The following is a 13409-nucleotide window of genomic DNA, read 5'->3' on the forward strand; positions in this document are numbered from 1 at the left end:
CTCCGGATCGATTGTCCCCGATGTTAGGTTCCGATGGAACGCCTCCGCCATTCGGACTACCTGCGCCTGCTCGATTTCGTGGCGGGCCTGCAGGAGCCGGTGGCGCTCGCGGATTTCGGCAGCCACATCGTCCGGCTCACCTCGGAATTGCTTCCGGGGGCGACGATCGCCTTCGACCAGATTGATCAGGAGGGCGGCCTCTATGCTTTTGATCACAATGTAGAGATCGGCCCCGAGGAACTTCAGCGCTTCGTCGCCCGGCTCCAAGAGGTCTACCAGCAGAACCCGATCTATACTTACATCAGCGGCGGCGGGAGAAGCCCGGTAGTGGATATTTCCGATCTTGCCAGCAGGCGCCAGCTTCACCGCACCGACTTCTATCACGACATTTTTCGGCCATATGGAATCGAGCATCAGGTGAATGTCCTGCTGTCCCGGCCGGGCTGGATTAACGCTCTGACCATCAACCGCGACCGGCCCATCCCGCAGCGGATGAAAACGCTGCTGACGCTCGCCATCCGGCACATCCAGATCGCCCACCGGAATGCCTGCGCGATGGACAAGATCAGCCGCATCGTCCAGCCAGCGGGCGATTCCCTGCTGACCGCGCGCGAGGCGGAGGTCTTCTCTTGGCTCGGGGAAGGCAAGCGGAACTCGGAAATCGCGATCATCCTGGGCTGCTCTTCGCGCACGATCGACAAGCACGTGCAGAATATCCTCCGCAAGACCCGCACCGAGACGCGGACGGCGGCGGTCAGGAACGGGCCGGGAGGCGGCTAGAGCCGTACGCGGTCCTGCGTATTTTCACGTGCCCTGATTTTGAGGATGATCGGACAGTTCACCCTGCCCGGCTTACTGATCCGCCTTCCCCTCCCACGGACCCTTCAAGACGAGCAAACGGGAACGTCTGGAAATAGAGCTCCACGACCCGCGCCGTCCGTTCCTCAGAAAAACGGGCGGCGCGGAACCGGGGGCACACATCCCGAGATCTCCCATGAAGCCCGCCTCCCGCCTCCTCACCGGTCTGATTGCCATTTCGTCCACACACGCCGCTCCGACCGGGCTGTGGCAGCTCAACGGCAATCTCGCAGCGGAGGGGGCGGGGCAGCCGGCGCTGGATGCTCCCACCTTGGCACCGGGTGCGGACTACAGCTTCGGCTCGGATGCCGGCTTCCAGTTTCTTCAGACGCAGCCCTTCACCACCAACGCGAAGCGGCTGACTGTTCCCAATCCGGCGGGCGCAAACGGCGGCCCGGGAGCGACCCGCACCAACCGCTGGTCGGTGGTGATGGACGTGAAGCTGGACGCGATGCAGCCCTACTCCGGGCTGGTCCAGCTCAATCCTCTCAATAACACGGACGTCTCGATCTACGTCTTCTCCACCAACAATCTGACCGGCGCGATCAATGCCGGGCTAAGTACGGCCGGCGCGATCGCGGTGAATACCTGGTACCGTCTCGCCATCACCTGCGGGAATGACGGCGCGGGCGGCGGAACGACGATGCGGCTCTACATCAACGGCGTCCCGAATGGTACCCCGCGCACCGCGGTCTTCAACGGGGTTCTCTCCCTGCAATCTTCCTTTCACCTCTTCTCCGACGACACTGCCGGCGGTGGTGACCTCAAGCCAGCCAAGCTGGGATCCTTCGGTCTTTGGAGTGAGGAACTCAGCGCGGCGGACATCGCTTCACTGGGCGGTCCGCAGCCTGCGGGCATCACGCTGCCGGGTGTTCCCAGCACCATCGCCGCCGCCTCCCCTTACCTCCATGGGGCGAATATCGGCTGGATCCATGCCAAGACACCGCACACCGGCCTCGTGATCGGCGAGTATGCCTGCTCCGGCTACGTCCACAGCGCGAACTGCGGCTGGATCAACTTCGGCGATGGAACTCCTGCCAACGGGATCCGCTACGAGAATACCGACGGAGCGGACAGTGGCGTGAACCACGACGGCGCAGGCAACCTCTCCGGCCTGGCCTGGGGCGCGAACATCGGCTGGATCAACTTCGGGATCGATTCGATCGGATCGCCGCGACCGGCAAGCGACACGGATCGTCCGAAACTGAATCTCATCGATGGTCAATTCAGCGGCTACGCCTACGGGGCCAACGTGGGCTGGATCAATCTCTCCACACTGAAGACCACCACGCTCTTCGGGAACGACAGCGATGGAGACGGCATCACGGATGCGTGGGAAATAGAGAAGTTCGGCAATCTCACGGCGGCGAACGATACCAGCGATACGGACAAGGACGGCGTGACAGACAAGGACGAGAACATCGCCGACTCCAATCCCAATGACCCGAATAGCCGCCTGAGAATCGTCACCCAGCAGGTGCAGTTCTTCCCGGACCAAGGATACAATTTCTGGGACGTGACTTTCACGAGTTCGCCGCGGCGGCTCTATCGCTACGAGACCTCGCCCGACCTCGGCGCCACACCTTGGTACGATCTGACCGGCCTCTTTGCCCCCTCCGCCGCTGCGACCACCTCACTCGCCACCGCCGTCCAACCGGCACCGAAGAACTTCCTGCGCGTGCGGGCGGTTAAACCCCTTCAGCCATGAAGATGCGATCTTCCCTCTGTTTCGTCCTGATGCTGCCTTCGGTGGCTTTCTCCCAAGGGCCGGTCGAGCCGCCCGCCGGCCCGCCGGTCCCCTCCATGCGGACGCTCGATCAAATCGAGTCGCGCCGACCATTGGTCGCCGGAACCACGGGAGTCGCGATTGCACCTGCGGGGACCATCACGATCTCACAAGGGGGAAGCTACTACCTCACCGGAAACTTAGCCGTAACGACCGGCAACGGGATCGCAATCGCTGCGGATGACGTGACGCTGGACCTGAACGGCTTCTCGATTTCCTCGGCCTCGGCATCCTCCACCGGCACGGCAATCCTCTTGAGCGGATCCCGCAGCCGGATCGGGATCTCAAATGGTCACGTGCGCAGCGGAGCGACCTACCAGAATAATCCGGGAGCCGTGGTGGGCCCGGGATTCGCCAATGGCATCTGGGCCGATGGAGCGGCGCCCGACGGGGCGCGCGTCTCTAACCTGTCGATCACCGGTGTCACCAATTTCGGCATCTGGCTGGGCGCGAAGAGCTCATGCATCGTCCAAGGCTGCTCGGTCAATCAAGTCGGCGCGATCGGGATCCGGGCCGGCGTGGTCACGGATTGCACGGCGACGATGGTGGGAACTTTCGACTCCGGCCTGACCATCCAGGCAGAGAGGATCAGCAATTCCACAGGCACCCAAGCCGCCGCCGGCAACGCCAATGGCATGGTCCAGATCAGCTCCTCGCCGGAGGAAGCGGGCATCAAAACGGGCCTGGCGGCGACGGCCAGCCGGATCGCGGTCGGCAGTGCGACGACGCCGGGAACGGCAAGCAGCGAATACCGAATCACCAGCAGCGGCTCCTATTTCCTGCAACGCAACCTGCAGGTGACAAGTTCCGGCAAGGTGGGAATCGAGATCGCCGCCGCGGGAGTGACGCTGGACCTGATGGGCTTCACGCTCTCCGGAACTGCCGGCACCTTGGACGGCATCCGCTCCACCGGCTTCAATGACATCGTGATCCGCAATGGCCGGATCACGGGCTTCGCGGGCGACGGGATCGACCTGCGCAATGGCGTCGATTCCAGGAACTGCCTGATTGAAGAGATGACCGTGAGCGGCAACAGCTCCCACGGGATCATCACCAACACCGCGGGCCGGGTCCGCAACTGCATCGCATCGGGCAACGGCATCAACGGCTTCTGGTTGTGGGAGGCCGGCAGCATCGAGAGCTGCACCGCCTCGCGGAACCTGGGCGATGGCGTCCATGCCGAGATCAATTGCTCGGTCTCACGCTGCTCAAGTTCCGAGAATACACTCCACGGGATCTACACGCTCGGCAACTGCTTCGTCCGGGACAACCAATGCAACGGCAACGGCTTCAGCGGCTTCGCAGCCGGGATCGCTTGCTCGGGCGCAGGCACCCGGATCGAAGGCAATTCCTGCGCCAATCAGGACATCGGAATCCGGGTCTACAACGGCGGAAACCTCATCGTCCGCAACACCTGCAATGCGAACCTCAACAACTGGTCGATCAACGAGAACAACAGCTTCGGCGTAATCCTGGACCGCACGGTAGTTACTACACCTTTCGTAAATGGGAATGCAGCCGCTGCAGCACCCGCGACCACGGATCCGAACGCGAACTTCAGCTACTGATGACCGCGCCGCCTATCCCGGTAGCAGGCCCTTCCCATCGCGATCACCCGATCCGGCTTCCAAAGCTCTCCGACCAAATCCTGTCCCTCCAAAAAACATGACCGCCATGCTCCGTCCGATAGCCGCGACTTTCGTCCCCAGCCTGATGCTTTTGCTCTCCCCGATGGCATCTGGCCAGGGCTCGATCACCCCGCCTGCCGGGCCACCGGCTGCCGGGATGAAGACGCTGGGGCAGCTCGACATCGCGATTGATAATCTCAGCACCAGCGTCACCGCGCGCGGTGAGAAACGGACCGGACTGAACTCTGCCACCAACATCACGGTCTCCGGATCCTACTATTTGAGCGGAAACATCACGGTGGCGAGCGGCAACGGGATTACAATCTCGACTCCAAACGTAAGCTTGGACTTGAACGGCTTTACCATCCGTACCAGCGCCGCCAGCTCCACGGGCACGGCCATCTCGCTATCCTCCTCCGCCAACAACGTGACCATCTCCAACGGCCAGATCAACGGCTTGTTCTTCTATGGGGTCTACAACCCGTCCGGCTCGCTCAAGAACGTGACGGTGCGCGATCTGATTGTCCAAGGCCCTACCGCGAGGGGCATCGGGATCCTCGGCAGCAACCGGTTCGTTGAGAACTGCACCGTGACCGATGTGACGGACACGGACCTTCTCTCGGCCGGAATCATCGGCGAAATCGTGGAGAGCTGCGTAGTCCGAAACTGCGGAAGCGTGGGCATTGCCGCGAAGATTGTGACGAACTGTTTCGCCGACGTGAATGCCTCGGGAACCCCGGGCAGCATTGCGATCCAAGGAGAAACCGTGACGAGCTGCAACGCGGTAAACTTAGGATCCGGAAGGGCGATCAGTTCAACGGGGGTAGTCTCGAACTCGATCGGTCAAGCGGTGGCCGGGGAGGGAATCTTTGCGGGCACGGCGGAAAATTCGAAAGGCATCTCCAGCACCGGGTACGGCTTGCAAACCACCGGCACCTCAAGCGGATGCACCGGTCAAACCAACAACGGCACGGTGGCATTGGACGCCGCGACCGCGAACATGTGTCGTGGGATCCGCTCCACGGCGGGAATCGCGATCCAAGCAGGCATCGCCATCGGCTGCACGGTTTCCGGAGCCGGGGCGACGGTTAGCTCACCCAGCAAACATCTGGGGACTCCTTGATCCGTGTGCAGTTGGGAGCCTGGAATCCCCCATCTTACGGGATTTCTTTTGAACAAGGCGTGACAGGCGGGGCGCTTCTTGGCGCACTTCAGATCCCGCCATGAGTTTCCCGTCCTGCCGCGCCACCCTGCTCCTTCTCGCTCTCTCCACCGCACAACCGCTGCTTGCCGAGGCGACGGCGACCCCGCCGCCCGCAGCGGATGTGGAGGATGCGATCAAGAAGATGTATCCCACCTTGGTGCGGATCTACGTGGTGATGGAGGAGGGCATGGACGGCCGGATGCGCAAGATGCAGGGCAGCGGCAGCGGCGCGATCATCTCGGCGGAAGGCCACGTATTGACGAACCACCATGTCGCAGGCCGTGGCACCCGCTTCGTCTGCTCGCTTTCCAATCGCGAGGAGATCGACGCGACCTTGGTGGGCACGGACGCGCTGGCGGACCTGGCGATCCTCAAACTCGATCTTGCGACCCGCCGGCTGAAGGACCAGCCGCTGGCAGTGGCTTCCTTCGGCGATTCCGACAAATTGAAGGTGGGCGATGTGGTACTGGCAATGGGCAGCCCGGGCGGGCTCTCGCAATCGATCACCCGTGGCATCGTCGCCAATACCGAGATGATCGTGCCGAAGCACCAGATCTCCCTGACCCTCGATGGCGAGACGGTGGGCGAGTTGGTCCGCTGGATCGGCCACGATGCGGTGATCTATCCCGGCAATAGCGGCGGTCCCTTGGTCAACCCCGCCGGCGAAATCGTCGGGGTCAATGAAGTCGGCATCGCCAGTCTCGGCGGCGCGATTCCCTCGAATCTCGCGAAGAAGGTCGCCGCGGAATTGATCGAGAAGGGCAGCGTGACCCGCAGTTGGATCGGCATCGAGGTTCAGCCGCTGTTGCGCAGCATGGACGACGAAAAGGGCGCGCTGGTGGCTTCCGTATGGAAGGACAGCCCGTCGGCGCAAGCAGGCATCAAGCCGGGCGATTTCATCACGAACTACAACGGCACGGCGCTGCCGGATTGCCACGCGGCGGAGGACCTGCCGCTCTTTAACGCGCTGGTGCTCGGCACCTCCCCCAATACCAAGGTGACGCTGGGCGGCACCCGCGGCGGCAAGCCGCAGACCTGGGAACTCACCACCGTTCTCCGCGAGCCGAACATGGGCAAGGAGGACGAACTCCGCGAGTGGGGACTGACCGCGCGCGATTTCACGAGAGTGGCGGCACTTGAAGAATTCCGCGACAGCAAGGATGGCGTGCTGGTGGATACCGTCCGCAGCGGCGGCCCCTCGGCCGAGGCGAAGCCGCCTCTGCGCGGTTCCGACGTGATCGTGCGCGTGGGCGGCAAGGCGGTACACAATCGCGAGGAGCTGGACAAGATCACCACGGACCTGACCCAAGGGGCCAGCGAGCCGAAGCCGCTGCTGGTCGAATTCGAGCGCGACAACCAGCAGCTCGCGACGGTGGTCAAGGTGGGCACGCCGAAAGATCCATCACGCCCACGCCTAGCCGACAAGGCATGGGCGGGCGTGGCCACACAGGTCATCACCGACGAACTCGCGACCGCTCTCGGCATCCCCAATAAGAAGGGCGTGCGGGTGATCGGACTCGCGCCGGATTCCCCGGCCAAGAAGGCCGGCCTCAAGGATGGCGACTTGCTGCTGAAGCTGGATGGTAAAATCATCAATGCCCGCCGTCCGGAAGATGCGGAGGTCTTTCCCGAGCTGATCCTGGCCTATCCCACGGACGGGGTCCTCGAGCTGGAAGGTCTGCGCGAGGGCCAGCCACAGAAGTGGTCGGTGGCGCTGGCGAAGCGCCCGATCGACGATAGCGAACTGAGCGAGCACAAGGACGAGCTCTTCGAATTCACCGCACGGGAGCTTTCCACCGCACAGCGTGACCGGGCGAAGGAACAACAAGGCGAAGACCCGGTGGGCGTCTCCGTGCTGCGGGTGGAGCAGAGCGGCTGGGCGGCTTTGGGCGGCCTGACCTCTGACGATATCATCCTCACCATCGACGGCACCCCGACCAACGACATCGACGCGCTGAAGGCGAAGCTCAACGCCCTGCGCGCGACCAAGCCGCGCAGCGTGGTCTTCGGCATCCGCCGCGGCCCGCGCACCGCGTTCCTGGAAATCGAGCCTCGCTGGTAAACCCGAATCCTCTCTAGCCTTCTGCATCTTCACCCTTTCCCCATTACGACGACCATGATCCGCAACCTGACCCTCGCCCTCGCGGCGACGACAGCCCTCGCTTCCGCATCCAGCCCCGAACTCCGCGAGACGGCGAAGAACCTTTCCAGCACCCGCGGCGAGGCGGTGGTGTGGCTCTCCGTCCTGGCGAAAATCAGCATGTCGGTGGAGGGCAAGAACGCCCAGGAGAAGGAAGACAAGAGCGAGGCCACCGGCACGGTGGTGGACGCCTCCGGATTGATCGTCACCGCTCTCGGCGGCATCGACAAATCGTCGATGATGGACGGCCAGACCGTGAACATGGGACAGGGTCCGGTGAAGCTGAAGGTCACCTCCGAAGTCAAGGAGGTGAAGGTGATCACGGCCGATGGCTCCGAGGTGCCGGCCGATCTGGTGCTCAAGGACGAAGACCTCGGCCTCGCCTTCATCAAGGTGCGCTCCGACAGCGAGGAGGCCAAGGGCATCGAGTTCAAGGCTGTCGATCTGGCGGACTCGGCCAAGGGCGAATTGCTCGACGAGTGCATCTCGCTCGGCCGCACCGATGAAGGGCTGAACCGCGAGGCCAGCCTGCTGACCACCGAGATCACCAGCATGACCACCAAGCCGCGAACCTTCTACCGCGTCCCGACGGACTCCGTGGGCTGCCCGATCTTCCTCGCCAATGGCAAGCTGCTGGGCATCTCCGTGCTGCGCCAGGCCAAGGGCGGTGCCGCGCGCGGCGGACAGCTCCAACTGACTCCGGTGATCCTTCCCGCCGCCGATATCGCCAAGATCGCCGCCCAGGCCAAGGAGGCAAAGCCGGTCGAAGCGAAGAAAGAGGAGCCGAAGACCGAAGAGCCAAAAGAGAGCGAGAGCAAGTAAGCTGGCCGACAGACCGATTTGAGAAGCGCCCGGGGGAAACTCCGGGCGCTTTTTTGCGTCGCGCCGGCGCCGGGCTTATCTTGAGCGAGGCCAGCGGACTAAACTTTCTCCTGCAAGGGTAAGCGGCCATCCTTTCACCGAGGGCCCGGAGCACGATTGCATACCCCTCGTTCGCCACCGCGAGATCATCCGCCGAGAAAAGATCCAGGGCGGTGGATGCGAGCGCGGTCGGCTAGGGAAGACGGGACATTTGCAGATCAATACACAGGTCGGGCCAGATACAAAAGGAAGTGGATACCTTCCAGCCGTGAAGAGCCCGCACCTCCCAATTGAAAAAATTAACGTTCGGGAAGGCCAAAATTCTACCTTGGCCGTTCCCGAGCACCATTAGCGGCAATACGGCTATAACCCTTGTGGCATCTGGAAATCCAGCCGTCACATCCGATTCCACACAGGTCGACATATACGCGATCGCGTAAGTATCTATGCTTACGTTATCGTCGGATAAGTAAAAAGTTCCGGAGCTGTGTTGTGTGAGGTCTTGGCGTCCGGCAAGGTCCGCAGTGCATGAAATGCTGCGCACCCCTCCTCGCTGCAGCGCTGGCCGCCACCCTCGGAAGCTCCGACGGCCAGACGCTCGTAGACGGCACAAATTATCCCGGGCTCTTCGGCCCGGCGGGTAACGTCACCGTCACTCCTTCGTCCCTACCGGATGGCACCTTATTGGATGTGCATCTGGGCGGCTCGAAGTCCGGTTCCTTGGGATCTTATTGGACTGCACATGCCACTGGCGGTGCGGTTCTCGGCTCGAATCTGCCCCTGATCCCGGAATTGCGCCTCGCAGAGACCGGTGCGCAGGTCGCGCTGAGCAACAACGGTCTGGAATTCAATATCAGCAATAATCCGAATTCCATCCTCGGCAGCTTGGGCACCGGGCTCGGCCTGGCGCTCACTTGGTCGGCCACCGCCACCTTCGACGAGGAGGGGCAAGAACTCCTGCTGCTACCTAATACGATCTATCAGGTAAGCTTCGACGTGGACGGCAGCAGCGGATTGCTCAACTCGACGCTGGGCGTTTTTCCAAACTTCGGCCTGGAAATGCTTGATGGAAATGGCGACGCGATCAGCTGCCCGGCGGTGGATGGCTCGCTCGTGAACATCATCGGCCTGGACCTGCTGGGCATCGTCGGTTCGCCGCCGGAATCGCGGCGCGCGGTGGTGCAGTTTGAGACAGGAGCGAGCGTAGCGGGCGGCGCGGCTGGCCTCCGCTTCAGCGGCTCGGCGGTCCTGCCAGCCACGCTGCTCGGCATCGGCACGAATTTCGCGACCGTTTCCAATATCAGCGTCACCCAGGTGCCGGAGCCCTCGGCGCTGGCGCTCGGACTTTTAGGCGGGGCGTTGGCGCTCCGCCGTCGCCGCTAACCGGTTCCCCCGGCACGCCTGAAACAGCAACATGACGGCACCGCCCCCCCAGGCGGTGCCGTCATGAACTCGTGATCCACGAGCAGGAAAAATCAGGCGCCCAGCGGCGGCGGCATCTCCACGGAGCCGGGTGCGGTAGCCTCGGTAGCGGCTTGCTCGCCGGCGCGTTTGCCATCCCGCATGCCGCGGCGCAGCGTGTCCTTCACCGCGGAGGGCAGCAGTTCCTTGGCGAAGCAGGCCGCGAAACAAGCGCCGAAGGCCGCCCCATACGCCATGTCATGAGCAGCTCCCGCCAGGGCCTGCTTCAGCTTGGGGGCGGCCTCCCGCGCGATGGATGCAGCGTCCTTGCGTGCGGACCCGAACGCTTGCGAGAAGGAGTTGTAGCGGGGCGCCTCGGGCTCGGACCGGGAAGGTCCGGCGGTGGAATCGTTGAAATCATTCATGTCGGTTAGAGTGGTTTGACGTTCAGAGGGACGATCTCATTCATGCCTTTCGCGCGCCATGGGAAAGGGGCCTGTCGTTTGGAACCGGCCGTGAAAAATAATTCCGGAGTTCTTGAATAAGCGCCGGAAAGCTTCGTCGGAACGAGTGAATCCCAATACGACATCATGAAAAAACTGATCGGAATCCTCACTCTCGGAATCGCTGCCTTGCTGGCCACCCCCACTGCGGAAGCACGTCACTCCCGCGGCCCTTCGCGGACCTACGTCAGCTTCCACCGCTCCTGCGGCGGGCCTGCCTACATCGAGCGTTACATCGCCTACTACGATCACCATGGCCACGCCATCTGGCGCAGCCGGGTGATCCCGGTCCGTCATCATCGTCATCACCACCACCGGCCTGTCGTGCGGGTGGAGTGGGGCGGTGGCGGACGTTGCCGCTAAACGATGCGAGCGCGAATGCTTGAAACCACCCGGCGTTGCCATACGGCGACGCCGGGTTTTTTCGCGGCCCGTGTCCGGACCCCATGAAGGATGGGAGGAAAAATACAAGGCGGCACGAAACTCGGAGCGTTCCATGAAACCACGATGAGGCGGCGGTGAAAAAAGCGGTATGAATCACCCGCCCCCTAATCGCGCCCGCAGCATCACATCCGGCCCGAACCGCGTGAAAACCGGATCTAACAGGCGAAGGCCTTCCCGGAAGCCTCCACCCGCCAGCGCCGGCACCGGTCCCCCGGCGAGCAAGGGCGCGAGAAAGGCCACCCACTCGTCCACCAATCCTGCTTCCATCAACTCCGCTGCCAGCCGCCCGCCGCATTCGACCATGACCGCGGACACCCCGCGCTCCGCCGCCAGCCGCCGCAGGACCTGCTCCGGATGATCGCGATCTTCCACGAGCGTGCGCTCGCGCTGTGCATCGGTGAAAATAGTCGCATCCGGCGGCAGTGAAGCGGCATCGCGGGTGAGGACGACCCGCCAGGGTTGCGCCCGGCCCGCCGCCAGCTCCGGATCGCGCAGATCAAGCCGCGGATTGTCACGCCGGACCGTCTCGCCGGAAGTGAGGATCGCCTGGCATTCGGCCCGCAGGCGCTGGACCTCCGCCCGGGCCTCGGGGCCGGTTAGCCACATCCCTTCCCCGGGCGGACGCGTGATACGACCGTCCAGACTCATCGCGGTCTTGAGGATGACCCAGGGCAGGCCGCTGCATTGCACTTTCGCAAACGGGCGGATCAGCGCGGCGGCTTCTTCCGCCAGCACGCCGCGGGCGACGCGGATCCCGGCGGCCTCCAACAACCTGTCGGCGCGACCGGCATGCGCAGGATTCGGATCCTCCGCGGCGTAAATCACGCGCGCGAAGCCAGCCTCGATCAGCCCGTCCGTGCATGGCGGAGTACGGCCGTGGGTCGAGCATGGCTCGAGGGTCACGTAGATCTCGCTGCCGCGCATCGCCTCGAAACCGTGCAGCGCCCGCACCGCCGCGATCGCCTCGCGCTCGGCGTGCGGCAGTCCCGCACCACGATGCCAGCCGGCACCGAGTTCGACGCCTCCTTTCACGATCACCGCACCGACCGCCGGATTGGGCGCGGTGCGGCCGATCCCCTTCCGGGCTTCCCCGATCGCGCGTTGCATCCACCGCTGGTCTTCACCTTGCATGGACAATGAAAGGGCATTTCCCGGAAATCGGTGCAAGCCCGCGCGATGGCTGTTGATCCTCGCGAATTTTCCTCCAACTTCTTCATAAGTGGTAAATCCCGCTTTTTCCATCGCCTGAAACCTGCAACGCAAACCCTATGAAGACACTCATCTTCGCCCTTGCCGCACTGGCCTGCCTGCCGCTGCGCGCCGATACCGCCTCCGACACCTACAAGCAAGGAATGGAGGCCATTGAAGACGGGAACGTGGAGGCGGCTCGCATCGCCTTCACCGAAGTACTCCGCCTCCAACCGGGCAATGCCAATGCCCGCTATCAACTCAACCAGTTGAGCCAGAACCAGGAATCGCTCGCCGCCCGTGCCCGCGCCAAGGAATTCGCGAAATACACCATCGAGCAGATCGACTTCAACGACGTGGAGGCCAGCCAGGCCATCTCGGCGCTGGGCCTGATGGTTGAGAAGAAGGCCGCGGGAAAGTTCTCCCCGAACTTCATGATCCAGGATCCCTCCAAGCTGCTGGAGGAGCGCATGGTCACCCTTCAGGTCAAAAACCTGCCGGCTAACGCCGCGCTCAAGATGATCCTCGAGCAGGCCAATGCCGTCGCCCGCTATGACAAGCATGCGATCGTAATCAGCCCGCGCGGCTCTGCTAAGCCGGCCACGGAAACCGCTCCGGCCAAGGCTGACAAGCTGGTCCCCGCGAAGTAACGCCTCTGCAGCCGTCCGTGGAAATGGGTTCTTCCGCGGGCGGCACCCTCCTTGCCGCTTGCCGGGCTGTCGCACCCGCGGCAGCCTTTTCGCGTGCAGGAGAACGTGGTCATCACCGGGGGCGAAGGCGGGCTGGGCCATGCCCTCGCCGCCGCCTTCACCGCTGCCGGACACGCCGTGGAAGCTCCCGGCCGGACCGGGCTCGACGTCCGCGATGCCCCGACCGTGCGCGCCTATTTCCGCGACCGGAAAACCGGACTCCTCATCTGCAACGCCGGCCTCACCCGCGATGGCCTCCTTCCAAAACTGACCGAGACGGACTGGGACGAGGTTCTGGCGGTAAACCTCCGCGGAGCCGCCCTCTGCGCCGCCGCCGTATCGCGGAATATGATCCGCGCCCGCCGCGGCCACATCATCTTCATCTCAAGCCACTCGGCAATCCACCCGCCTGCCGGCCAAGCCGCCTACGCCGCCGCGAAGGCTGGCCTGATTGGTCTCGGTAAGACACTGGCCAAGGAACTCGGCCCGACAAGTATCCGTGTGAATGTGGTGCTCCCCGGCTTCCTTGAGACGAAGATGACAGCTTCCTTAAGCGCGGAACGCTTGCAGCAGGTGAAGTCGGAACACGTCCTCGGTCGCTTCAACACACCGGAGGCGGTGGCGAACTTCATGGTGATGCTGCACGAAAAGATGCCCCACACCTCGGGCCAAGTTTTCCAGCTCGATAGCCGGGTAGGGTAGTTCCC

At 63.4% G+C, this 13409-nt stretch carries 12 protein-coding genes; 10 read left to right on the top strand and 2 right to left on the bottom strand.

What is annotated here, in order from left to right:
• Positions 1–33 precede the first annotated feature (33 nt).
• From ABWK72_RS15700 to ABWK72_RS15730, 7 genes are all read left to right on the top strand, one after another.
• Entirely contained in the window at positions 34–780 is a 747-nt protein-coding gene (locus ABWK72_RS15700) for a helix-turn-helix transcriptional regulator (RefSeq protein ID WP_367870514.1), read from the top strand.
• 214 nt (positions 781–994) lie between these two features.
• Positions 995–2566: a LamG-like jellyroll fold domain-containing protein gene (locus ABWK72_RS15705; protein ID WP_367870515.1), complete on the top strand. Its 1572-nt coding sequence runs from the start codon at positions 995–997 to the stop codon at positions 2564–2566.
• A complete protein-coding gene (locus tag ABWK72_RS15710; protein ID WP_367870516.1) occupies positions 2563–4212 on the top strand; it encodes a hypothetical protein in 1650 nt (549 codons plus the stop codon). The genes ABWK72_RS15705 and ABWK72_RS15710 overlap by 4 nt, the downstream gene beginning before the upstream one ends.
• A 106-nt stretch (positions 4213–4318) precedes the next feature.
• A complete protein-coding gene (locus ABWK72_RS15715) occupies positions 4319–5395 on the top strand; it encodes a hypothetical protein (RefSeq protein WP_367870517.1) in 1077 nt (358 codons plus the stop codon).
• 100 nt (positions 5396–5495) lie between these two features.
• Positions 5496–7538, top strand: coding sequence for a PDZ domain-containing protein (locus ABWK72_RS15720; protein WP_367870518.1), 2043 nt, complete (start codon positions 5496–5498; stop codon positions 7536–7538).
• Positions 7539–7592: 54 nt separating this feature from the next.
• Positions 7593–8438 carry a serine protease gene (locus ABWK72_RS15725; protein WP_367870519.1) on the top strand — a complete coding sequence of 282 codons (846 nt, stop codon included), beginning with the start codon at positions 7593–7595 and terminating at the stop codon, positions 8436–8438.
• 567 nt (positions 8439–9005) lie between these two features.
• The gene (locus ABWK72_RS15730) at positions 9006–9860 is read left to right on the top strand and encodes a hypothetical protein (RefSeq protein WP_367870520.1); all 855 of its coding nucleotides are present in this window, start codon (positions 9006–9008) and stop codon (positions 9858–9860) included.
• A gap of 92 nt (positions 9861–9952) precedes the next feature.
• Here the strand turns inward: ABWK72_RS15730 and ABWK72_RS15735 are convergent, their stop codons facing one another.
• Positions 9953–10303: a hypothetical protein gene (locus ABWK72_RS15735; RefSeq protein WP_367870521.1), complete on the bottom strand. Its 351-nt coding sequence runs from the start codon at positions 10301–10303 to the stop codon at positions 9953–9955.
• A 165-nt stretch (positions 10304–10468) separates the two neighbouring features.
• Here ABWK72_RS15735 and ABWK72_RS15740 point away from each other — a divergent pair, with 165 nt between their 5' ends.
• The gene (locus ABWK72_RS15740; protein WP_367870522.1) at positions 10469–10744 is read left to right on the top strand and encodes a hypothetical protein; all 276 of its coding nucleotides are present in this window, start codon (positions 10469–10471) and stop codon (positions 10742–10744) included.
• Positions 10745–10918: 174 nt separating this feature from the next.
• Here ABWK72_RS15740 and ribD read toward each other — a convergent pair whose 3' ends face one another.
• The gene (gene ribD / locus ABWK72_RS15745) at positions 10919–12067 is read right to left on the bottom strand and encodes a bifunctional diaminohydroxyphosphoribosylaminopyrimidine deaminase/5-amino-6-(5-phosphoribosylamino)uracil reductase RibD (protein ID WP_367870523.1); all 1149 of its coding nucleotides are present in this window, start codon (positions 12065–12067) and stop codon (positions 10919–10921) included.
• Positions 12068–12093: 26 nt separating this feature from the next.
• Here ribD and ABWK72_RS15750 point away from each other — a divergent pair, with 26 nt between their 5' ends.
• Positions 12094–12663: an STN domain-containing protein gene (locus ABWK72_RS15750; protein WP_367870524.1), complete on the top strand. Its 570-nt coding sequence runs from the start codon at positions 12094–12096 to the stop codon at positions 12661–12663.
• A 93-nt stretch (positions 12664–12756) separates the two neighbouring features.
• Positions 12757–13404, top strand: a complete 648-nt coding sequence (locus ABWK72_RS15755; protein ID WP_367870525.1) for an SDR family NAD(P)-dependent oxidoreductase — start codon at positions 12757–12759, stop codon at positions 13402–13404.
• Positions 13405–13409: the final 5 nt, after the last annotated feature.

It is taken from the genome of Luteolibacter sp. Populi (assembly GCF_040801775.1).
Classification (GTDB): domain Bacteria; phylum Verrucomicrobiota; class Verrucomicrobiia; order Verrucomicrobiales; family Akkermansiaceae; genus Haloferula.